Annotated in this window: 22 protein-coding genes; 17 read left to right on the forward strand and 5 right to left on the reverse strand. The window is 43.4% G+C overall.

All coding sequences use genetic code 11. The features are described 5' to 3' along the window. Positions 1-27: 27 nt before the first annotated feature. Positions 28-984, forward strand: a complete 957-nt coding sequence (gene dnaI / locus H9647_RS16630; protein ID WP_191802008.1) for a primosomal protein DnaI — start codon at positions 28-30, stop codon at positions 982-984. Between the two features lie 129 nt (positions 985-1,113). On the opposite strand, the gene H9647_RS16635 is transcribed toward dnaI, so the two are convergent. Further along, complete coding sequence (locus H9647_RS16635) at positions 1,114-1,272, reverse strand: YqzM family protein (RefSeq protein ID WP_191802010.1); 159 nt, start codon at positions 1,270-1,272, stop codon at positions 1,114-1,116. A gap of 233 nt (positions 1,273-1,505) precedes the next feature. Between H9647_RS16635 and trxA the strand changes: the two genes are divergently transcribed. Next, positions 1,506-1,820: a thioredoxin gene (trxA, locus tag H9647_RS16640; protein WP_191802012.1), complete on the forward strand. Its 315-nt coding sequence runs from the start codon at positions 1,506-1,508 to the stop codon at positions 1,818-1,820. A gap of 190 nt (positions 1,821-2,010) precedes the next feature. Next, positions 2,011-3,924: an excinuclease ABC subunit UvrC gene (gene uvrC / locus H9647_RS16645; RefSeq protein ID WP_191802014.1), complete on the forward strand. Its 1,914-nt coding sequence runs from the start codon at positions 2,011-2,013 to the stop codon at positions 3,922-3,924. Here uvrC and H9647_RS16650 read toward each other — a convergent pair. Further along, on the reverse strand, positions 3,893-5,602 hold the full coding sequence (locus H9647_RS16650) for a CPBP family intramembrane glutamic endopeptidase (RefSeq protein WP_191802016.1): 1,710 nt from the start codon (positions 5,600-5,602) through the stop codon (positions 3,893-3,895). The two genes, uvrC and H9647_RS16650, sit on opposite strands and share 32 nt — an antisense overlap. Before the next feature lie 386 nt (positions 5,603-5,988). On the opposite strand from H9647_RS16650, the gene H9647_RS16655 reads away from it, so the two are divergent. Continuing rightward, positions 5,989-7,320: a TrkH family potassium uptake protein gene (locus H9647_RS16655; RefSeq protein ID WP_191802018.1), complete on the forward strand. Its 1,332-nt coding sequence runs from the start codon at positions 5,989-5,991 to the stop codon at positions 7,318-7,320. Positions 7,321-7,339: 19 nt separating this feature from the next. Continuing rightward, entirely contained in the window at positions 7,340-8,005 is a 666-nt protein-coding gene (locus H9647_RS16660; RefSeq protein WP_191802020.1) for a potassium channel family protein, read from the forward strand. Here the strand turns inward: H9647_RS16660 and H9647_RS16665 are convergent. After that, positions 7,995-8,918, reverse strand: a complete 924-nt coding sequence (locus H9647_RS16665; RefSeq protein WP_191802022.1) for a LysR family transcriptional regulator — start codon at positions 8,916-8,918, stop codon at positions 7,995-7,997. The genes H9647_RS16660 and H9647_RS16665 overlap by 11 nt on opposite strands. A gap of 234 nt (positions 8,919-9,152) precedes the next feature. Here H9647_RS16665 and H9647_RS16670 point away from each other — a divergent pair, with 234 nt between their 5' ends. The 8 genes from H9647_RS16670 to H9647_RS16705 all read left to right on the forward strand — a co-directional run bounded on the left by H9647_RS16670 (position 9,153) and on the right by H9647_RS16705 (position 16,734). Further along, the gene (locus tag H9647_RS16670) at positions 9,153-9,815 is read left to right on the forward strand and encodes a succinate dehydrogenase cytochrome b558 subunit (protein ID WP_191802025.1); all 663 of its coding nucleotides are present in this window, start codon (positions 9,153-9,155) and stop codon (positions 9,813-9,815) included. A 23-nt stretch (positions 9,816-9,838) separates the two neighbouring features. After that, positions 9,839-11,581 (forward strand): succinate dehydrogenase flavoprotein subunit, encoded by a 1,743-nt coding sequence (gene sdhA, locus H9647_RS16675; protein WP_191802027.1) that lies wholly within the window; start codon positions 9,839-9,841, stop codon positions 11,579-11,581. A gap of 50 nt (positions 11,582-11,631) precedes the next feature. Beyond that, the gene (gene sdhB / locus H9647_RS16680; protein ID WP_191802029.1) at positions 11,632-12,405 is read left to right on the forward strand and encodes a succinate dehydrogenase iron-sulfur subunit; all 774 of its coding nucleotides are present in this window, start codon (positions 11,632-11,634) and stop codon (positions 12,403-12,405) included. Positions 12,406-12,529: 124 nt separating this feature from the next. Further along, on the forward strand, positions 12,530-13,354 hold the full coding sequence (locus H9647_RS16685) for an aminoglycoside N(3)-acetyltransferase (protein ID WP_191802031.1): 825 nt from the start codon (positions 12,530-12,532) through the stop codon (positions 13,352-13,354). A gap of 32 nt (positions 13,355-13,386) precedes the next feature. Beyond that, positions 13,387-14,337, forward strand: a complete 951-nt coding sequence (locus H9647_RS16690; protein WP_191802033.1) for a metallophosphoesterase — start codon at positions 13,387-13,389, stop codon at positions 14,335-14,337. Between the two features lie 55 nt (positions 14,338-14,392). Continuing rightward, entirely contained in the window at positions 14,393-15,160 is a 768-nt protein-coding gene (locus tag H9647_RS16695) for a metallophosphoesterase family protein (protein ID WP_191802310.1), read from the forward strand. Between the two features lie 31 nt (positions 15,161-15,191). Further along, positions 15,192-15,794, forward strand: a complete 603-nt coding sequence (locus tag H9647_RS16700) for a GNAT family N-acetyltransferase (protein WP_191802035.1) — start codon at positions 15,192-15,194, stop codon at positions 15,792-15,794. Beyond that, positions 15,772-16,734, forward strand: coding sequence for a DMT family transporter (locus tag H9647_RS16705; protein ID WP_191802036.1), 963 nt, complete (start codon positions 15,772-15,774; stop codon positions 16,732-16,734). Before H9647_RS16700 ends, H9647_RS16705 begins: the two co-directional genes overlap by 23 nt. Before the next feature lie 161 nt (positions 16,735-16,895). Here H9647_RS16705 and H9647_RS16710 read toward each other — a convergent pair whose 3' ends face one another. Together H9647_RS16710 and H9647_RS16715 are read right to left on the reverse strand one after the other, a co-directional pair. Further along, positions 16,896-17,705 carry a histidinol-phosphatase gene (locus H9647_RS16710; RefSeq protein WP_191802038.1) on the reverse strand — a complete coding sequence of 270 codons (810 nt, stop codon included), beginning with the start codon at positions 17,703-17,705 and terminating at the stop codon, positions 16,896-16,898. Positions 17,706-17,723: 18 nt separating this feature from the next. Beyond that, complete coding sequence (locus H9647_RS16715; RefSeq protein ID WP_160034853.1) at positions 17,724-18,626, reverse strand: LysR family transcriptional regulator; 903 nt, start codon at positions 18,624-18,626, stop codon at positions 17,724-17,726. A 178-nt stretch (positions 18,627-18,804) separates the two neighbouring features. Between H9647_RS16715 and H9647_RS16720 the strand changes: the two genes are divergently transcribed. The 4 genes from H9647_RS16720 (at position 18,805) to H9647_RS16735 (ending at position 23,218) form a co-directional block, all read left to right on the forward strand. Next, a complete protein-coding gene (locus H9647_RS16720) occupies positions 18,805-20,142 on the forward strand; it encodes an MFS transporter (RefSeq protein WP_191802040.1) in 1,338 nt (445 codons plus the stop codon). A 250-nt stretch (positions 20,143-20,392) separates the two neighbouring features. Further along, complete coding sequence (locus H9647_RS16725) at positions 20,393-20,851, forward strand: chemotaxis protein CheX (protein ID WP_191802042.1); 459 nt, start codon at positions 20,393-20,395, stop codon at positions 20,849-20,851. 104 nt (positions 20,852-20,955) lie between these two features. After that, positions 20,956-21,732: an SDR family NAD(P)-dependent oxidoreductase gene (locus tag H9647_RS16730; protein ID WP_404822637.1), complete on the forward strand. Its 777-nt coding sequence runs from the start codon at positions 20,956-20,958 to the stop codon at positions 21,730-21,732. A gap of 145 nt (positions 21,733-21,877) precedes the next feature. Further along, positions 21,878-23,218 (forward strand): DEAD/DEAH box helicase, encoded by a 1,341-nt coding sequence (locus H9647_RS16735; protein ID WP_191802046.1) that lies wholly within the window; start codon positions 21,878-21,880, stop codon positions 23,216-23,218. The last annotated feature ends 22 nt before the right edge of the window (positions 23,219-23,240 follow it).

Consider the following 23,240-nt stretch of genomic DNA (forward strand, 5'->3'; position numbering starts at 1 on the left):
GAAGAAAGGTGGGCGCAAACTATACCTATGGAATCTTTAGGCCCCATTTTGCAACAGTTGAATCCATCCTTTCGTCAGCAATCGAAGCGCATTGAAGAACAGGTTAAAGCAGATCCAAATGTGCAAAAATTCAGGGAAGAACATCCTGAAGTGGATGATATGAAGTTTAAGCTCTCATTAAGTAAATTTTATCAATACGCTAAAGACCGCAATCATTGTGCCAATTGTCCGGGACTTGCGAATTGCCCCAATGATTTTCAGGGTCATTATTCCAAACTTTCGGTTGAATATTTTAATGGACAACCTGAAATTATAGATAAGAAGACGCCTTGCTCTCTACAGCTGAAAAGCGAACATGATAAGCAGGTGAAAGAGCGAATCCGCAGTTTCTATGTGGATGACCGTACTTTAAGTGAAGGATATAATGTCGCAGAGATTTTACGTAAAGATCTCCAGCGTGCTCCTGCTGTGAATAAAGTGTTCCGTTATATTAATGATACGAAGCAAAATGGTTTATCACCAGAAGGGCTTTACCTGGAAGGAAGTTTTGGAACAGGGAAGACATTTTTAATGGGGTATTTGCTTCATGAACTTGCTCTTCTTGGTTATACGGGTGTGATCGTCTATATGCCTGATTTCGTGGAAGATCTGAAATCCATGATTCAAGAAGGACAGAAGCTAAAAGAAACAACGGAAATATTAAAAAATTGTGATTTGCTCATTTTCGATGATATCGGTGCAGAGAACTTAAGTCCATGGGTACGGGATCATGTGCTTGGTTCCATTTTGAACTACCGAATGAACCGTAAACCAACGTTCTATACCTCCAATTACAGTTTGGAAAATTTGGAACAACATCTGAGTTTTACAAGCAAGGATGGGGAAGAGAGACACAAAGGGCAACGACTTATGGACCGTATCCGGCCTTTTGTTGAAGTTGTTCCTGTGCGCGGAGAGAATCAGCGGGGAAAACATAGAGGATAAAGCAGATGGAACTTTCTTTTTCGGAAAATTGAATAATAAATCGCTCTAAGCAGCAAAATAAACAAAGTCTGATCCTATCTCTTAATAGAGAAAAGAATCAGACTTTGGTGTTTCCTGGATCTTCGGCGGTTAACTGATCAGGAACTTAATAATGACCATTCCAAAAAAGATGACCGTCATGAACAGAAACATGCCAAAGAATCCACCCATAAGATCGAATAAATCATTACGGGGTTCTTCATTCTTGTGGGAACGTGGATCGTAAGGACGAAGCACTTTTGGTTCCATGATGGACCCTCCTCCATAAGACTGTATACGCTGAAGTTCTTTCCTATAACAGCGTGTACGAATTTCTTCAAGTATAACGTTTATAGGAAGATTTTGTAAAGAAATTGTAGGGATAGGAAACAATCAAACGTTTCGCATTACACATCGTTATATGCTATAATAAAGTAATCGTTTATGATAACGATAAGGTGTTTAAATAATACTTGTGCATGATATAGAAGGAGGACTTTCTCATGGCTATTGTAAATGTATCCGATCAATCCTTTAACACTGAAGTTGAAGGTACAGGTACGGTTCTTGTAGATTTCTGGGCGCCTTGGTGCGGTCCTTGTAAAATGCTTGCTCCGATCTTGGAAGAGCTTGCTGCTGACGTGGGCGATGACGTTAAAATTGCTAAGGTGAACGTAGATGAGAACCCTGAATCTGCTTCCCGTTTTGGCGTTATGAGTATTCCAACTTTGATTCTGTTCAAAGATGGTCAGCCCGTGGATAAAGTCGTTGGATTGAACTCCAAAGAAAACCTAAAAAACCTGATTTCCAAGCACTAATACCGCTTGTGATAAGGGGAACGCCTCTGGCATTTATGCCAGGGGCGTTTTTTATGTAATCCATAGGCTTCCACTTGAATAGAAGAAACAGAAGTTATACTATGATATAAGAACATGTATTCGATAAATAATTTAGGATGAGATCCTTTTTTATATAAAGCTTATTTCATGGTTAGGAGGGGAAACCGCGATGGATTCGCATTTGGAGAGCATAGAAGAACAAGAAAAAGCGCTTGAGAATATCAGGCATAAGCTCGCTTTACTTCCGGATCTTCCCGGCTGCTATCTCATGAAGAATGCACAAGGAACGATTATTTATGTAGGTAAAGCCAAAGTTTTGAAGAATCGGGTACGGTCTTATTTTACAGGTAGTCATAATGGAAAAACACAAAGACTCGTTGCGGACATTCGCAACTTCGAATATATTGTCACAAACAGTGACAAAGAAGCGTTGTTACTTGAGCTCAATCTCATTAAAAAACATCAACCGAAGTATAACGTACTTTTAAAGGATGACAAGACATTTCCTTATTTAAAAATAACGAATGAACGCCATCCCAAGTTAGAGGTGACGCGGAGAGTTCTCAAGGATAAAGCAAAGTATTTTGGGCCCTATCCAAACTCTTATGCCGCACATCAGACAAAAAAGCTGCTCGACCGGATGTATCCGCTTCGTAAATGTGGTGTTATGCCTAAAGAAGTTTGTCTTTATTACCACATGGGTCAGTGTATGGCTCCATGTGTGAAAGAAATTCCGAAAGAGACGTACGAGGGCATTAGTCAGGAGATCGGATCTTTTCTTAGCGGTGGTCATGAAGAAATAAGAAAAGATTTAGAGAAAAAAATGCATGAAGCTGCAGAAGATCTTTATTTTGAACGGGCAAAAGAATTACGTGATCAGATTATGAGCATAGATGCCCTTATGGAGAAACAAAAAATTACGACCGCGGATAATAAAGACCGGGACGTATTTGGTTTTGCTGTGGATAAAGGGTGGATGTGTGTTCAAATTTTATATGTTCGCCAAGGGAAAATGATTGAACGACATGTCACGACTTTTCCGTTCTATGGGGATGCTTACGGTGATTTTATATCCTTCGTAACGCAGTACTATAGTGACAACCCTGCATTACCTAAAGAGATTCTGCTTCCCGTAGCAGAGGAAATGGACCATAAGGAAGATCAAGAAAAAGATGAAGCCGCAGCGCTATTGAGATCCGAAAATGCGGAATCTGTTGGAACGCATGACCCTATTTCTGCAGCTGCACTTTTACAAGACTGGCTTGGTATTAAAGTCCTTCTGCCAAAACGTGGACTCAAACGTCAAATGGTAACCATGGCGATTCAGAATGCGAAAGTTTCTCTTGATGAGAAATTCCGTTTAATTGAACGGACCGAAGAACGGACCTCCAAAGCAGCAGAACGCTTGGCTGATGCCCTTGGACTACCGTCATTAAACCGGATTGAAGCGTTCGATAACTCGAATATTCAAGGTTCAAACCCCGTATCTGGTATGGTGGTATTCATTGACGGAAAACCAGAGAAGAAAGAATACCGGAAATATAAGATTCGGACTGTACAAGGACCTGATGATTATGAGACGATGCGTGAAGTGATACGGCGCCGATATGAAAGGGTGCTGAAGGAAGACTTGAAGCGACCTGATTTAATTATCGTCGATGGCGGGAAAGGCCAAATATCAGCAGCTCAGGAGATTTTGCATGACGAGTTAGGCTTATTTATTCCGGTTTGCGGACTTGTAAAGGATGCAAAACATAAGACTGCGCAGCTGATGAAGGGCGATACCTACGAAACGGTGCAGCTTGCTCGCGACAGCCAGGAATTTTATCTTCTTCACCGGATTCAGGAAGAGGTTCACCGCTATGCCATTACGTTCCACCGTGAGCAGCGCGGCAAGTCCATGGTTGTCTCTAAGCTTGATTCCATTCCAGGGATTGGGGAAAAGAGACGCAAGATGTTACTCAAACATTTTGGTTCTTTACGCAAAATTAAAGAGGCCAGCATTGAAGACTTCCGGCCTCTTTCCATTGGCGATAAACTAGCCAAACAAATTATTGATTCTCTTCAAGATGAGGAGCCGTGAATAACGGCTTCTTTTTTTTAGGTGCGGGATTAAATCGATAAATAATGTAACCCACAATAGCGGGAAGAATGATCCAGAAAACGCCGGCGAACACATTTACTGCATCCATCATCATGATCAGGCTTACTCCCATCAGAATGCTGTTAAATATGACGTGACTAAACATGGAAGTGATAAATCCGTATCGTATCATAATAAAGCTGAATACGAGTCCGATAATGGTAAGTTCAATCGGTCTTGTTATGACAGGATAGATCGGATACAGCGTATGTCCCATTGCCCAAATCACAGAAGTGATCAGACTTGCGAGAATGGTGCTGCGCACCATTTTTTTGAACATACGGATACCGAACAGACGATATACAGCTTCTTCTCCAATACCAGCCATCCAAGCGAGTAGAGGCATAAGCCATGGATAGAGCATGTTATACGGTGACTGGCTTGCATCTGTTGTTGACCAGGAACCAAGGCCTTTTTCCAAAAAGATGAAAATGATGGATTGAAGCCCTAACAGAGCGAATGCCCAGAGGTAACCGGAAAACATACTGTTTAGTACATAACGTCCATATCCTTTTTCATTGGCCTGCGGCCATAGATTCATTCCATCTTTACGCCAGAGTCCATTACCAGCCACAAGGGAGAAGTACACGAGACAAGTCATCGCCAGTGTAAACAATGCTTGTATACTAAGCAGTATGATCAACATCGCCGTTGAATATCCTTCTGCCTGAAACGTGGGAAGCAGGTTAAAGGTACCGATCATGGTAAACAGGAAGTACAAAATGGATAGCCAGATTCCTCGTTTAAAAGAGGTGTATGCTCGGGTACGGACACTGTAGATAATGGCTAGAACACCGAGCAGTAAGGTGAATAAACCGTAACCGACAAGCGTCATTATGGTGGCTTGAGACGTTTGTTTTTCTACATAGGCTGTATGAGCTGCCGGAACAGAGAACTGAGGCTCATATGAACGTATTTCTCCATTCTCAAAGGTGAATCGAAGTTCAAGAACAGAGTCGCCAATTTTCATGGAAGGATCCGTATAGATAAGGCCTGTATCCGATTCATCCGTATTTGTAAGGTTCAGCTTACTGGGTGTATAACCTGCAGCGGCTAAGATGGGAGCAGCTAGTTGCTGCTTTTCCGATAAGGTAATCCCTCCTTCTGCCATTCGGTTGATTAGCAGTGCTTCTTCTACTTGAGATGCGGGAAGCACTTCAGGGTCCACATAAGAAGAAGAAGGGGACTCATGAGTATAGCTAACGGGTATCCCCGTATTCATATGTACATCGACAGTCACCTGCCCACCTTCTGAATCCGGTATCCTTACACTGTATAGATCATAAGGATATTGCTGTTTAAACTGTTCGTTATAAGAAACAAGCAGCTTATTATCTACCAGATAGCCGTAGAGATCGGAGTGAGACTTATAGGTGACAAGTACATCTTCATATGAGACATTGGCTGCTATAATTCCTACTTGCTGCTGTGCATAAGGCAGAGCTGCCTCAAAGGCTTCTTGTTTTGTAATTACCTTCTGTGTCTGCTGTTCAGTGGACTGCATCGCAGTTCCTGGTAAAATTTGAAAGACAACAAACAAAATAAGGCCGATAGCTCCCAGCACGCTAAGCCGCTTAAAATTGGGGGTAAGCACAAGGGGTTGCCCTGTTCGATTCATGTTATTCCTCCTTGTAATTTGCAGGTAAATCGCCATAATAAGTTTACTGTAAAGATAGCATAGCCACTTAGTGAAAGCGAGTGGATCGAGCAAATCTATGATAAAGCGTTTATAAGCTTGTAAATATACAATAATGTCTTATAATCTAATCTTTATGGATGAATTTATGCTAATTTGAATGAATTTCTTTTAAATTATCGGTTCTTTCATTTTGTGTTCATGATTGGGGAAGACTTATAATCGGGGATGAACTTCATATGGTCATGGGCAGAATAAATCCTAAAAAGTAAAAACAGGGGGAACCATTACCTAGAGCTATACAAACTTGCTCGGAAAAGGTTCTCTTTTTAATTGAAGAAAATGAATGAGGTGAACATGTGTTTAACATGACTGCCCGTATCTTTAAATTAAACCCGCCTCAAATATTAGTGCTCGGCTTTGCAGCAATTATTATGGTTGGTACTTTGCTGCTGATGCTTCCGATTGCTAATACGACAGGGGAAAGGATCGCATTTATAGATGCTTTTTTTACGGCAACATCGGCAACATGTGTAACTGGACTTGTCGTAATGGATACGGGACATTATTTTTCTGTATTTGGCCAAGTGGTGATTGCTGTACTCATTCAGCTTGGCGGTCTGGGATTTATGACAATGACGACTCTGATCGCGATTGTCTTTCGGCGGAAGATATCCCTGCGTGAACGGCTTATTTTACAGCAAGCTTTAAATCAAAATTCGATAGAAGGCATTGTAAAACTGGTAAGGAAAGTATTATTTTACTCTATTTCTATAGAGTTGATTGGAGCACTCATCTTAACAATACGCTGGTCTTTTGATATGCCGTTTGGCAAAGCCCTCTATTTTGGTGTGTTTCATTCGATCTCTTTGTTTAATAATGCTGGGTTTGATTTGTTTGGCGATTTCCGCAGTTTAACCCTGTACGTAAATGATCCGGTCATCAATATCGTTAGTATGGCTATCATCATTCTTGGCGGTCTTGGATTTGTGGTTTTGTCTGATTTAGTCGGAATACGTCAGATTAGAAAATTATCTTTACATTCTAAAGTAGTCATTTCTGTGACTTCGTTTCTCATTATTTTCGGAGCTGTCGTATTTTTTATTCTGGAGGTTACCAATCCTAGGACACTGGGACAAATGGATGCGGGGGGCAAAATACTCGCTTCATTCTTTCAGTCAGTAACCACTCGGACAACGGGCATGAATACGGTCGATATTGCCGGACTCCGGCAAGCAACTCAGTTTTTCATAATTATATTGATGTTTATTGGTGCTTCCCCGGGCTCAACAGGCGGAGGGATCAAGACTACAACATTTGCGATTCTTATAGGGGCAGTTATCTCCATGGTTAAAGGACAAGATGATGTGGTGATGTTCCGTTATCGAATTCCGCAAGAACGAATATTTAAAGCATTGACGATTACGATGTTATCTTTGGTGGTGGTTATCGGAGTAACGATGATTCTATCGACAACGGAAGACAGTCAGTTTTTAGCAATCTTATTTGAAACCACTTCTGCCTTTGGGACGGTCGGTCTCTCCATGGGACTTACACCGGATCTCTCAACGATTGGGAAATTATTGATCAGTTTAACGATGTTTGTGGGTCGTCTTGGTCCGATTACACTAGGTTACGCGCTTAGCAAAAAAAATAAAGAACTATACAGGCACCCTGAAGGCAAGATCATTATAGGGTAAGGGAGTTATTAATATAAAGATGAAGAAACAACAATTCGTAGTGGTGGGGCTTGGTCGTTTTGGATCGAGCCTTGCAATGGAACTCGTTGAAAAAGGATATGAAGTACTCGGTATAGACCGCAATGAAGAGATCGTAAATGACATGAGTGATGTGCTGACTCATACCGTTGTAGCGGATGCTTCAGACGAGGACATGCTGCGCTCGCTTGGTGTCCGAAACTTTGACTGCGGAATTGTCGCTATTGGCGATGATGTGCAGATGAGTATTTTAAGTGCGATTTTGTTAAAAGAACTCGGTGTAAAAAAAGTCATTGCCAAAGCCATTTCCTTACTGCACGGAAGGGCCCTTGAGAAACTCGGAGTCGATCGTGTAGTTTATCCTGAAAGGGATATGGGTAAGCGGGTCGCTCATCAGCTTGTAACCCCTAATCTGCTCGATTATATTGATCTGTCGGATAACTACACGATCGTTGAAATCACAGCTCCGATACATCTGAACGGAAAAACATTAAGTGAGGTAAATACCAGAGCACGTTTCAATTGCAGTGTTGTCGCTCTCCAAAAGAAAGAGGGCGTAATTATCGCCCCTACTGCTCTTGATGCCATTAACAGTGGAGATATTATGGTTATTATTGGTACCCATACCAACATTGATCGTTTTGAAGAAGAAGTAATTAACGAGTAAAAGGAAGACGCATCATCGTGAGCGGCGGGCATGCAAAAAATTCAGTCGTTTCCTGAATCCACTGCTTGGCGGTTGCGCTGAGTTCTTCTTTTTTTCCGTAAATCATACAGGTCGTTCGCAGCGTCTGCTTCAGCTCGGCGATCTGAACGGTGACAAGATCATTGTCTAACAGTAGCTGCGGTCTTACATAGGATTTGGGAAGTAAAGCAGCTGCTTTACAAGTAGGAAGCAGACGAATAATAGCCTCAAAGGAATCAATTTCCATGCGAATGTCAGGCATTATCCCTGTTCGGTGAAACAGATCATCGGTTAATTTACGGTACCATGTCCCCTTGGAAAAAGTGATCATAGGCAGCTTCTGTAAGTCTTCCATAAAGGACTCTTTACCGCTTAGAGGATGAGTGCTGGGGACGACAAGTTCTAGGTGATCCTCAAATAGTGGAATACAATTCAGCCCTGGCTCACTGATGGATGAGGCAACAATGCCTACATCCGCTCGCCTATCACGTACTGCCGATACAATCTCATGGGTTTTCCCTGTGACAAGCTTAATCTCTGCATGGGGATGGTTATCCATAAAAGCCGAGATCAGGGGAGGCAGCGTGGTTTGAAGCGTCGTAAGACTCGCTCCTAGTGTGATGATACTATCGGTGTCGTCCTTAAACTGAGCCAGAGACTGCAGAAATTTTAACTGATGCTGACGCTGCTCCAGTGCAAAGTCATAAGTAAGCCGACCAATGGATGTCAGTTCAAGCCTTTTTCCTTTCCGATTAAAGAGTGTCACGCCAAGCTCACCTTCGAGCTTGGCTATTTTGCGTGATAAGGCTGGCTGGGATAGATTTAATAATTTGGATGCCTGATTAAGACTGGATTGTTCTACAACAGTAGCGAAGGCTTGCATCTCTTCAAACATATACTTGCACCTCCAATGGATCCTTTGGAACCTTATACCTTTTAGTTATAACATGTAATAATTATATTGCAATTCCATTATAAGAGAAAAAGAGGTAACATAAAACATGACACAAGTTGTTCACAAGTAGGAATATGGAGCAATTTGTCGATCCCTTTGTAGCAAAGGGTAATGCGGTGATCTTTCAATTCAAAATATGAAAACGCTGTACATGGGAAAGGGGAACGTCAATTTATGAAAGGGTTTTATTCGAGAAAGCTCCACTCGCTTCTTGGTGTCATCCCACTGAGCTTGTTTTTCCTCGAGCACTTGATTACGAATTTTTCAGCCGTTGAGGGCGGCCCGCAAGCGTTTAAGGATTCGGTTGCTTTTCTGAACAGTCTTCCGCTCGTACTTGTCTTGGAGATGTTCTTAATTTGGCTGCCGCTTCTGTTCCATGGTGTTTACGGGTTGTATATTGCTTATCAAGCGAAACCGAATGTGGGACGCTTTGGTAACGAACGTAACTGGAGATACACTCTACAGCGGATTTCCGGTGTCATTACGTTTGTATTCGTAATCTGGCATATATACGAGACACGAGTTCAGGTAGCTCTTGGGAATGTGACACATGAACAGCTGGGCAGTGTTATGCACGATATCGTGATGAATCCAATCTTCTTTGTCATCTATTTGATCAGTGTAGTATCAGCATCATACCACTTTGCAAATGGTATTTGGTCTTTCTTGGTAAGTTGGGGGATCACACGCGGACCTCGTTCGCAACGCGTATCTTCTTATATTTGTATGAGTATGTTTGCACTCATTTCCGTTATGTTTATCGCATCATTATTCGCATTCCGCGGCGTGGAGTTCGATGAAGCGTCCGCTTTTATTGAAATATTGAAGACAGTCTAAGGTTTAAAGGAGAGTGAACTAAAGTGGCTACAACTAACGTTATCGTAGTGGGCGGTGGTCTAGCAGGCCTTATGGCTACCATTAAGGCGGCTGAAGCCGGCGTCCATGTTCATTTATTTTCGATCGTACCCGTAAAAAGATCTCACTCCGTGTGTGCACAAGGCGGTATCAACGGAGCCGTTAATACGAAAGGAGAAGGGGATTCTCCTTGGGTGCATTTTGATGACACCGTTTATGGCGGAGACTTCCTGGCAAATCAGCCTCCGGTTAAAGCGATGTGTGAAGCTGCGCCGGGTATTATCCACTTGATGGACCGGATGGGTGTTATGTTTAACCGTACACCGGAAGGACTTCTTGATTTCCGCCGTTTTGGTGGAACGAAGCATCACCGTACTGCATTCGCAGGTGCAACGACAGGACAACAGCTCCTATACGCACTTGATGAGCAGGTACGCCGCTGGGAGACAGCAGGACTCGTAACCAAGCATGAACACTGGGAGTTCCTGCAAGCGGTTGTAGACGATGAGGGTGTATGCCGCGGAATCGTAGCTCAGGATCTGCGTAACATGGAAGTTGTTACTTTTGCAGCAGATGCAACTATTCTTGCAACAGGCGGTCCTGGTATTATTTTCGGTAAAACAACAAACTCCGTAATTAACACAGGAACAGCTGCAAGTGCTGTATATCAACAAGGTGTTAATTACGCGAACGGTGAATTCATTCAGATTCACCCCACTGCGATTCCTGGCGATGACAAACTAAGACTGATGTCTGAGTCTGCGCGTGGTGAAGGTGGCCGAATTTGGACTTATAAAGATGGTAAGCCATGGTACTTCCTTGAAGAGAAATATCCTTCTTACGGTAACCTTGTACCGCGGGATATTGCGACTCGTGAGATCTTTGATGTCTGCGTCAGTCAAAAGCTCGGAATCAATGGCGAGAACATGGTATATCTTGACCTGTCTCATAAAGATCCGAAGGAACTGGATGTAAAGCTCGGCGGAATTATTGAAATTTACGAGAAATTCATGGGTGATGACCCGCGTAAAATTCCAATGAAAATTTTCCCAGCCGTTCATTATTCCATGGGCGGTATGTGGGTAGATTATAACCAAATGACAAATATTCCTGGTTTGTTTGCAGCCGGTGAATGCGAATATCAATATCATGGTGCGAACCGTTTGGGTGCAAATTCCCTGGTGTCAGCGATCTACGGTGGTATGGTTGCAGGACCGAAAGCAGTGGAATACATCAAAGGAATGAAAAAATCTACACAAGATATTTCTTCTTCTGTTTTTGATGGGTACAGAAAACAACAAACAGAGAAATATGATCAAATTACTAAAATGCAAGGCAGCGAGAATGCCTATGTAATTCATAAAGAGCTGGGCGAATGGATGACAGACAACATGACGGTTGTTCGTCACAACAATAAGCTTGAGCAAACGATCGGTAAGATTAAAGAACTGAAAGAACGTTACAAGAACATTAATGTGAACGATACATCGAGCTGGAACAATGCGGGGGCTTCGTTTACAAGACAACTCTGGAACATGCTGGAATTATCGGAAGCAATGACACTGGGCGCTCTATTGCGTAACGAAAGTCGCGGCGCTCATTATAAACCGGACTTCCCGGAACGTGATGATGAGAACTTCCTAAAAACAAGTATCGCTACATGGAGTAAAGAAGGACCTAAGATTTCTTATGAGGATGTTGACGTATCGCTGATTCCGCCGCGTATTCGTGACTACTCCAAAGATTAAGTTAGGATATCAGCAGCAATCCTGCAGTAATAAGTGAGGAGGGAAACATCATGGCAGAAACTACGGTGACAAAACAATCATCTAAAACTGTGAAGTTTATTATTACCCGTCAAGATAAGCCGGATTCCGCTTCGTACAATGAAGAATTTGAGCTTCCGTACCGCCCGGGTATGAACGTAATTAGTGCTTTGATGGAGATCCAACGAAACCCAGTGAACACAGAGGGCAAACAAATTGCCCCTGTCTGCTGGGATTCCAACTGTCTGGAAGAAGTGTGCGGCGCTTGTTCTATGGTCATTAACGGGAAACCCCGCCAAGCTTGTGCAGCACTAGTAGATCAGCTCGAACAACCGATTAGACTTGAGCCGATGAAGACCTTCCCGGTCGTCCGTGACCTTGTTATCGATCGTGACCGGATGTTTAAGGCGCTCAAACGCGTTAAGGCATGGATTCCAATTGATGGCACCTATGACCTGGGACCAGGTCCTCGGATGCCTGAGAAGAAGCGTCAGTGGGCTTACGAACTGTCGAAGTGCATGACATGCGGCGTATGTCTCGAAGCTTGCCCGAACGTAAATGAAAAAACAGACTTTATCGGCCCGGCAGCCATTTCACAAGTTCGTTTGTTTAATTCACATCCAACGGGTGAGATGAACAAGGAAGAGCGTCTAGAAGCGCTGATGGATGATGGCGGCATCGAGGGCTGTGGTAACTCTCAGAACTGTGTACGTGCTTGTCCAAAAGGTATTCCACTCACCACTTCCATTGCGGAGATGAACAAAGACACAACAAAACATATGTTTAAACGTTGGCTTGGCGCGTAACTTACGAGTAGTAACGATAGAACATGAACCCCGTTCTTTATGCACGGGGTTCTTTTGTTTGGAATGACAAAGATAAAATGTAGAATATGATATAATTTGATCACTAGAAGGGAAGTGCATCTCTATGGCAGACGCCATTATAGAAAGACCCGTCACCCGTTCTGAAATAGCGGAAGGGCTTACGAAACTTGGAATTAGGCCCGGAATGACGATTCTTGTCCATTCTTCAATGAAGAGTCTTGGAGGGTGGGTCCCAGGCGGTCCTCCAGCGGTTGTTTTAGCGCTCCAGGATGTGATTGGCCCGGAAGGAACCATGGTTATGCCTACCCAATCGATGGATCTGACAGATCCTTCTACATGGATGAATCCACCGGCTGATTCCAAATGGTGGAATTTGATTCGTAATGAGACGCCTGCCTATGAACCCGATCTCACGGAAACCGCAGGAATGGGTGTCATTGTAGATGCATTCCGGCAATCTAAAAATACCCGCCGTAGCAGACATCCGCATGTGTCTTTTGCTGCATCAGGACCGATGGCTTCCTATATATTAGAAGACCACAGTTATGATTACAGTCTCGGGGAACAGTCCCCCTTAGGACGTCTATATGAACTGGATGCACACGTTGTCTTACTTGGCTGCGGACATGAGCGGAATACTTCATTTCATCTAGCTGAATATCGAGCCCATTATGCAGGTAAGGAAGAAGTCCAGCACCGTGCCCCTGTTCTATCGAATGGAGTAAAGCAGTGGATTACATACCGAGACTACAACATTAACTCTGATGATTTCCAAAAACTGGGCATGGATTATGAGCAATCTGCAGTTTCGCCTTATAATAAAGTTCAGATTCGCTGGGCTCCGTGTTTTATGGCACCACAGCGTGCCTTGGTTGATTTTGCGGAAACATGGTTGATTACAAATAGAAAGATAGAGAAGGAAACCTAAGCGATGGTTAGGTGAAGAAAGGGGGCCTCCTAATGAAGGAAACACGAGTGCATTCAGAGCAGAATGACCGTAAACCGGAGCGACCAAAAGATGGACGCGAAACGGTCCCAGCGATTTTCCCAGGAAAAGAAAAAGTGCATGATCCCTCCCGCCGGCGCTTTCTTAAGAAGGCGAGTAAACTTGCGCTTACAGCAAGTGCCGGTATTTTTACAGGAGGATATGCTTGGTTATGGGAGCCGAGGCGACTAGAAGTAGAACATGTAGAGCTGTCATTGCCGCGGTTACCCAAAGCTTTTCATGGTATGAAAATTGCCCATTTCAGTGATATGCATCTAGGATTTCATATGGATTTATCAGATATGGAGCGTCTTGCTTCAGCACTAGCCAGACAAAATCCGGATCTAATCTGTTTTACTGGAGATATGTTGGAAGGCAGAGCCGAGCCCATGGAAGAATGTATTCCACTGTTACAATCAATGAAAGCCCCGCTCGGGAAGTATGCCGTTCTCGGTAATCATGATTATCGGGGACGTGAATATGAGCGACTCGCTCAAATGTACAGGGAAGCAGGATTCACATTACTCGTAAATAAGCATATCACTGTGGAGCGCGAGGGAGAACAAATAGCCATCGTAGGATTAGATGATGCATTAAACGGAGTACCTGATCCCGAAGCAGCCCGCAAAGGGCTGAAAAAAGGAACTTTTGCTTTACTTCTCATGCACGAACCTGATTATGCGGATATCGCAAAGGATTATGATTATGATCTGCAATTATCAGGACATAGCCATGGAGGTCAGGTTAGAGCACCTTTTATAGGGGCACTTACCACTCCAAGAGGATCTGAGAAGTACATTCAAGGACTGTATTACACAGGTGAAAAAGGAAAATCGATGCCTGTTTATGTGAATCGTGGAGTCGGTATGACTCAGCTGCCCATACGTTTTCTGTGCAGACCGGAACTGACCATTGTTCATGTATAACATTCATGGCATCGTAGAAGTAAAGCTGGCAAAAAGGGCAGAAAGGAATGATAACATGCAGCGAATCGCCATTGTTTCCGATATTCATGGCAATATGACGGCATGGAATGCGGTGCTAGGAGATATTCGTAAAAGAGGAATTACCCGTATCTTTTGTTTGGGTGATCTGGTTGGTAAAGGTCCGAGCTCGATCTCAGCTGTGGATAGTGTTCGTGAGAACTGTGAAGTTATTGTGCGTGGGAATTGGGATGAACTTGTTGCGAAGAGACAGCCAGGTCCGCATTTTGAATGGCATGCGGAAAGTCTTGGGGAGGAGCGTTTATCCTACTTGGCAGCACTTCCTTTCAGTTATCACTTCCAGCTAAGCGGTAGACTGATTCGGCTTGTTCATGCCTCGTCTACGAGTGTATATCACCGGGTACAGCCATGGGATAAGCTCGAAGAGAGGATGGGGATGTTTGGGACCATTCCAGAGTCTGTCTCGAAGGAAATGATTGTTGGAGAACCGGATGTCGTTGCTTATGGTGATGTACACAATGCATACTTACAGTATTTGAACGGTAAATTGTTATTCAATGTTGGCAGTGTCGGCAATCCCCTTGATCTGCCGCAGGCTTCCTATTGCATTGTAGAGGGAACTAGCAAAGAACAAGATGAACTTGAAACAAACACTTCAAGCCAACCTTTTAATGTGCAGTTTGTTCGTGTACCTTATGATATTGAAGCAGAAGTATCTATAGCGTTACAATCAGGCGCACCTAATATTGATCTTTACATCAATGAAATTCGAACGGGAGTTTATCGCGGATTACAAGGCAAGTAACTTATTTTGAAGAAGGAGTACACTCACTTTCATGTTTACAAAACTTGCGCTGAGACAGGGTTTGCCGGTACTGACTTCAGAGCGCTTGCGTATGAGAGCTTTGGCGCCTGAAGATGACGAGGTAATCTTTCAATTTTTAAACGATAGTGAAGTGATTCAATATTTAAATCGTGTAAACTTACCGACCAAGATCCGTGCAAGACGCATTATGAAAGAAATGCGGATATCTGGAGCAAAACTCGAATCCATACATTACGGAATTTGCTTGCAGGAATCAGGGCATCTAATTGGGGTTATCTCGTTTCAGCAGTGGAAAGAGTCGCAAAAGCATGCACAGATAGGCTATATGTTTGATCGGGCATATTGGGGTCAAGGATATGCTGCAGAAGCATTAGAGCGGCTAATCCGGTTTGGTTTTGAAGAGCTTGATTTTACTCGGCTGGAAGCAAGATGTCATGAGCAGAATGGTCGGTCTCAGAAACTACTGATGAGAAGCGGTTTTACTCATAAAAAGACACAACAGCACTTTTCTTTACTTCAAATGCAGAAGCAAGACATTCTTGTCTATGAGACAGACAAAGAACAATACAGACATAATAGAAGAGGTTATCATGAAAGCGGAAAATTGGTTTAGACATCCGGCAGGCATTGTCGTAAGTTCTGCAGTTGCCACATTACTGTGGGGCAGTGCTATGCCTGTCATTAAAAAAGGGTATGCAGCGCTTGATATCGAGGCAGCCAATATTAGTGAGCAATGGCTGTTCGCAGGATATCGCTTTACGCTGGCAGGTATGCTGCTGGTCTTATTTCACTATCTGTTCCAGAGAAAGAAGAGCGGATCTGAGCAAAGAATAAGAAAAGGACGGCTTGGCCGACTCGCACTCATTCAGACATTTCTTCAGTATCTGCTGCTCTATGTAGGACTTAGTTACAGTACAGGAATACAAGGGTCTATTATCGTGGGCTCTACTTCCCTGTTTCAAATGTTATCGGTTCGGATGTTTGACTCATCAGAGCGACTTACTTTGATGAAAATATCAGGTTTGTTGCTTGGGTTTGCAGGAATTGCGGCTGCAGGGATAGGAAATGGAAATATGGAGATATCCTTTGGATGGGGAGAATTATTGCTGCTCGGTTCTGCGATGTTTGGCGGAGTAGGGAACGTACTCGCTAGGCAGGAAAGTAAAAACGAACCGGTCTTATCTTTGACTGGAAGACAGATGATGCTGGGCGGGATTATGCTGCTTGTTATTAGTGTCCCTGTTACTGGACTTGCCCCATTTCCGATGGACGGAACAACTTTCTTATATTTATTTTATCTTGCCTTGTTATCAGCAGCAGGTTTTGGATTATGGAATACCATTATGAAATATAATGAAGTGGGCCGGGTCTCGATGTACTTATTTTTCATTCCGGTATTCGGAGTAATTCTATCCTCTCTCATCCTTGGGGAAGAGCTGTCAGGCTGGATTTTGGTATCTCTATCGCTGGTGGTCAGCGGGATTATTATCGTGAATCGATCGGTTTCGGACAAGCGTTTAAAGCGGCTAAAAACAACGAATAACACCCCATGATATCGCATTAACATATCTTGTTACACAAATGAAATATTGCTGACACTAAACTCTAACAGAGACAGGGTAAACTGATCTCATGACCCCCTTTTTGATAATATAAAATGCAGTTAGGACCCGTGAGCGAGCTCAACGGGTCCCTTTTTTTATCTGGAGTCAGGCTAGAGTGGAACAACCTGCATTTCTTTTTGTTTGAAATAGACCCAGCTTTCAAATCCAATTTCTTTCAGCTTGCTGCGAACCTCTTCCCATTCATCACCAACACGCTCTGGTTTATGCGCATCAGAACCAAATGTAACATACACACCGTAATGATGGGCCCGCTCCAAGATCTCGTCAGAAGGGTACCAGCCGCCGCTAAGTTTAGTTTTGCCGGATGTATTAATCTCAATAGCAATCCGTTCTTCCGCAATCGTTTGCAGCGTATCGTCAATCGCTTTTTCCGCCGGTATTTTAGAAAAGTCAGGGTAATTGCCTTTCATTGCATCAATATGACCGAGGATTTGGAACATCCCGCTTTTTGCCGATTGCCGAATCAAATCATAATACGTTTCTTTGACTTTGATTTTCGCCTTTTCATCATGATTTTTCCAACGATTTTTGTTAAAAATACTAACTCCTCCCGTACTATGTACGGAACCGATAATGTAGTCGAACGGATACTTGTTTAGCGTCTCGCGATACACTTCGGCAAACTCCGGAAAAAAGTCTGACTCAATGCCAAGCAGAACATCAATCTTTCCTGCATATTCTTTCTTGAGAGAGAGTACTTCCTCCACATAGTTTACAAGCTCGCTTTTTGCCATCGCAATTTTGGGAAAAGCCTGTTCTTCTTCCCTTCCAAAGTAAGGGGTATGATCAGAAATACCAATCACTTGAAGGCCTGCAGATATTCCAGCTTCAACGTAGTCCCTTATGGTTCCGTTTGCATGACCACAGCGAACGTGATGCGTGTGCAGATCAAATTTCAAGGGTAGAGTCCTCCTATTCTATTCGGAACTGACAAACTGAGTTTCTGGCATACCTTTCAGGTCACTTAAAAACTGCTGCATCGCGGAGTTTAAATATCGGGTGGATTTGTAGATGACGCCAACAGGATGAGCAACACCAAGCTCGCTAAGCGGGATCATAACTAGTGAGCCTGAGCGGAGTTCACTTGCTGTTGATTGTTTTGAGATGACTGCCGCGCCCAGGTTAAGCTCCACCATCCTTTTGATCTCTTCACTGCTAGACAATTCCATAACAACATTTGGTTCAATCTGATGCTTCTGCAGAATGTCATCAACAAACTTTCTTCCTACGGTATCAGGAGAAAGCATAATTAAGGGGGTTGTACCTAATACATCAATGGTTGCATGTTTTTTTTGAGCTAATGGATGATGCGGTGAGACCACGAGCTCAAACGTATCATAGTAAAGTACAGAGGTATTTAAATTAGGGTTACGTTCAATAAGATAACCGATTCCCACATCGATCATGCTATTTTCTACTTGCTGATAAATTTGGGAGGAGGGCATGGACTGAATACTGGTTTTAATTAAAGGAAATTGATCCTGAAAATAGGACAGAATTCGCGGTAGAATCTGAATCGCGATCGAAGTCGTTGTTCCAAGCACAATATGTCCTTGTGGATTTTGATCGAGGTCGGAGAGCTTAAGTTTGAGTTCATCCACAATATCAAGAATCCGTTCCGCATGATTTAAAAATACCATGCCGCGATCGGTTAGTGTTACGGGCTGCGTACGGTCAACCAGCACCGTCCGAAACTCGTCTTCCAGACTTTTAATTTGAGCCGACACAGCAGGTTGCGTTAGATTGAGAAGTTCTCCGGCTTTGCGGAAGCTCATCGTTTTAGAAATGGTGATCAGTGTCTCCAGTTGACTGATGTTCATGACGTGCCTCCTGACGTTGAAGAGTGCATAGATTTCGTTCTTTATAAATTATAGGGGATTGATAGGTGGAGGGCAACGCTGGTGTGTTTTCATTTTTAATAGAAAGCTTGAATATATTTCATACATCTCCTGTAAAGTGGCTTATATCGAAGATTAGTATAAAGATGGAGGGGTTTAGGTGGACCAAAAACGGGCAAGGGCCTGGGCAATGTATGATTGGGCTAATTCTGCGTTTGCAACAACGATGATCGCAGCTGTACTTCCTGTGTTTTATCAAACAGTGGCTGCAGCTGATCTTGAGGGGGCGGTAGCTACGAGTTACTGGGCTTTCTCTCAAACAATAGCGATGATACTTGTTGCTGTGCTGGCACCCCTGCTTGGTGCGGCTGCAGATCAAGGGGGGAGAAAAGGGCTTTTTCTTCTGATCGCTGCTATTGTAGGAGCTGTTGCAAGTGCACTCATTGGCTTTACAGGGAGAGGTGATTATGTAGCTGTCTCTGTCCTGTTTATTATTGCAACGCTTGGTTTCTCCGGCGGAAATACGTTCTATGACTCTATGTTACGTGATATTGCGCCGCCAGATCAGCGTCATGCCTTGTCTGCACGTGGTTATACGTATGGTTACCTTGGAGGCGGCCTCTTACTTCTTGTGCACATTGTGCTCATTCAAGGATGGGCGAGCTTTGGATTTACTTCTCAAATTCAAGCGATGCAAATCGTTTTTATGACCGCTGGTTTATGGTGGCTGCTGTTTTCGATTCCACTTTTTCGGAATGTTCCACTGATTGAGCCTAAACACACCGATTCTTCACAATTCTCTCCCAAGATAGGGGTGCTTCGCACCGCGAAACAAAGTGTAAAAAGCGTTCTTCGCACCTTGTTACATATCAAAAAATATCCTGAACTATTCAAATATTTAGTAGCCTTTTGGCTTTTTAACGATGGAATCAGCACGATTATCAGTATGGCAGCTATATATGGTGCCGAGATTGGCATTGGCGCTACGCATCTAATAGCGGCGTTACTGATTACTCAGTTTGTGGGTGTTCCGTTTACTTTCCTGTTTGAGAAACTACCGGTGAAAATCGGTGCTAAAAATGCCCTTTATTTATCCCTAGGGTTTTATGTGGTGATTGTTATTGTTGGTTATTTTATGAATAGTCCGCTTCACTTCTATATTCTTGCGGCGATGGTTGGTATGGTGCAGGGAGGAAGTCAGTCCCTCGCAAGGTCTATTTATAGTCAGCTTGTTCCTGCAAGCAAAGCCACCGAATTTTTTGGCTTTATGAGTTTGTCGGGCAAAGTATCTGCTGCGCTCGGTCCAGCCGTATTTGGCCTTACCGCAGCAATGACAGGCACAAGCCGGCTTGCGATCTTGTCCGTTCTATTCTTTTTCTTATCAGGGATGTGGTTCTTAACGAAGGTCGATTTACCAAAAGGAGAGAGAGAAGCGATAGAGGATGATGATAAGTCTTTGCCGCCGGATCATAATACACCTAGTGGGTTTACAGTGTAAGAGAAGTTTCGGGGTCTTTTGAACTAGGAAAATAAGATGGTGAACCTTCAGACTTGCCTAATTGCATGCATGTGATTTAGCAGGACTTCTTATTCATGTATAAACAATCCCTTCTTATCTGTCGATAACATTTATTATGGGCCTTTGGATTTAATTCGTAATGAATTAAAATATGGCTTCAAGTATAATAATGTTAATTATAATGGGACTTTTGGTTCGAGACCATTAACCCAGTAAGGGGGCAAAATCGTTGAAAGCCGAAGTGATTAATCCGTTTTTGGAGTCCGCAAGGCTCGTATTTGAACAATTGATTCAAATATCACCTTCCACCGGTCAACTGGGTATCAAAAAAGTGGAGTACTTAGAGGACCATATATGGATCATGATCGGAATGACAGGACAACTGAACGGCAAAGTTGTTTTTGGAATTGAGGAACAGGTCGCACTGCGTATCGTATCCGCTATGATGGGCGGATTTATCATTGCTGAGATGGATGAGATGGGGCAGAGTGCTATTTCAGAACTCGGTAATATGATTAGTGGGAATGCAAGTACCATTCTATATAATCAGGGATACTCCGTTGATATTACTCCGCCGCAGGTGATGAAATCCTCTCATCCCGGTATGGATCTTGTCAGTCAGGCACTTTGTATTCCCATATCAATGGACGGCATCGGAGAGTTAGATATACAAGTTATGATCTCTTAAACCGTTCTCTAAGCAGCAGCTCGCTATTCTAGTTTTGTTTTTTACATACAAGTGCATTATCATAATAGGAATATAGCGAACTGCAGGCTGGAGGATAAATGGCGATGAGGTTACAAGGCAAAGTTGTACTGATTACAGGAGCTTCAAGCGGTATCGGCGCTTTATGTGCACAGAAGCTGAGTGCGGAAGGTGCGATTCCGATCTTGACGGCAAGATCAGAGAAAAAGCTAACCCATATCAGTCAGTCCATAGGCGGTACTCATGAATGGCTGAAGATGGACGTAACAGATACAAAGGAAGTACAGTCCAGCGTAGAGAAAATCATAAAAAAGCACGGTGAAATTGATATTGTACTTAATAATGCGGGCTATGGACAATTTGAATCGTTTGTTGATATGCCTGTGTCTTCTTTCGAAGATATGATGGATGTGAATTATTTGGGAACGGTACGGGTAACGAAAGCCGTATTGCCTTATATGTTGAAAGCAGGGCAGGGCCAAATTGTGAACGTTGCCTCGATGGCAGGAAAGATCGGAACTGCAAAATCCGTTTCCTATACAGCGACTAAACATGCGGTTCTCGGCTTTAGCAATGCGCTGAGACAGGAGTATAGAAAGTCGGGCATTCACGTAACAACGATTAATCCGGGACCTATTGATACCCCTTTTTTTGAACTGGCAGATCCGGACGGCGGGTATATGAAAAATCTGGGCGGCTTCATCATGAAACCCGAATACGTAGCTGATAAAATTGTAGAGGCGATCATCCGCCGCAAGGAAGAGGTAAATCTCCCCCGATCAGCGGCTTTTGGCATGCGGATTTATCAGTTGTTTCCAAGATTTGCAGACAGGTTAACCTATGGACTCATGAACCGAAAATAAAGGGAAAGCTCCTGGCTAATTATAAGCTTAGGGGCTTTATTTTTCGTTTTTTTATGACGGAAAAAAAGATCGTATTTGGTACAGCGCCTGTTTTCGCATATAATGAAATATAATCGATTTTCAAACAAAGGATGGACTAATAAAAATGACAACAAGTTTTGATTCACTCGGGCTACACCCGGATTTAATACAATTGCTTTCGGATAAAGGGATAACAGAGCCTTCTCCCGTACAGGAACAGACGATTCCTGTGATACGTGAAGGAAAAGATGTACTTGCTCGTTCCCAGACCGGAACAGGAAAAACACTAGCTTATTTACTGCCGCTTTTTGAAACGGTAGATACGAATGTGAAAGGTACACAAAAAGTAATTCTTGCTCCGACACAAGAGCTTGCTATGCAGATTGTACGAGAAGCAGAAATGTACGGCGCATATAAAGGAATTAAGACACTTGGTCTTATTGGCGGTGCTGCTATCAAACGCCAGATCGAAAAGCTGAAAGAGCATCCTGAGATTGTCGTAGGGACACCGGGCCGAGTACGTGAATTAATTGAAGTACGTAAACTCAAAATGCACCAGGTCAAAACGATTGTTATCGATGAAGCCGATCAGGTATTTCAACTAGGCGGTGCAGGCGATGTGAATCATATCCTGCGCAGTGCACTCAGAGATCGCCAGCTCGTCTTTTTATCCGCTACGGTGGATGAAGGAACACGGAGACTGGCTGAACGTGAAATGAAAGATCTGGTCACGATTGGTATTGATCCAGAGCAAATGACGGCAACCGGACTCACACATTTGTATTTTGTAGCGGGTGAGCGCGAGAAAATTGATATGCTTCGCCGTGTGGTGCGTCATTTTGACCCAACCAAAGCGATTGTGTTCGCTAATAATGCGGAGACGATTTCGGAAGTAGAAGCGAAAATGAACTACATGGGTATCTCTGCTGCCGCTCTTTACGGTGATGCGGATAAAATGACTCGGACCCGGGTTTTGAGTGCATTCCGTGATGGACAGATTAAACTTCTCATTGCCAGTGATGTAGCTGCACGAGGTCTTGATATTCAAGATTTACCGCTCGTCATTAACTTTGACCCTGCTTTTGACTCCGATCATTATGTTCACCGTGCAGGCAGAACAGGACGGATGGGCAAGACGGGGACCGTTGTCTCCATCGTTGGGGAGAAAGAGACCTTTATCATGCGTAAATTCGCTAGAGAACTTGGCATTGAGCTGAATGAACGGGCAATGCAGGGTGGAGAAATTAAAGATGGAGCGGCGGTTTCTTCTAATAGACCTCAGCGCACATTTACTAAAAGAGGAGATTCTCCTTCCGCTTCTCATGGAAAACCAGCGGTTCGCACAAGCAGTACGAAAGACCGTGAGCAATCTGCTCCTGTTCCTGGACGCAAAAATGAGAGAGAACGGGATCGGAAGAACAAAGGGGCTCCAAAATGGCTTAAGGACAAGAAAAAAGAGCAATAAGTCTAATATAGAAGAAAGCGGG

The sequence above is a fragment of the Paenibacillus gallinarum genome, assembly GCF_014836635.1.
Lineage (GTDB): Bacteria > Bacillota > Bacilli > Paenibacillales > Paenibacillaceae > Paenibacillus > Paenibacillus gallinarum.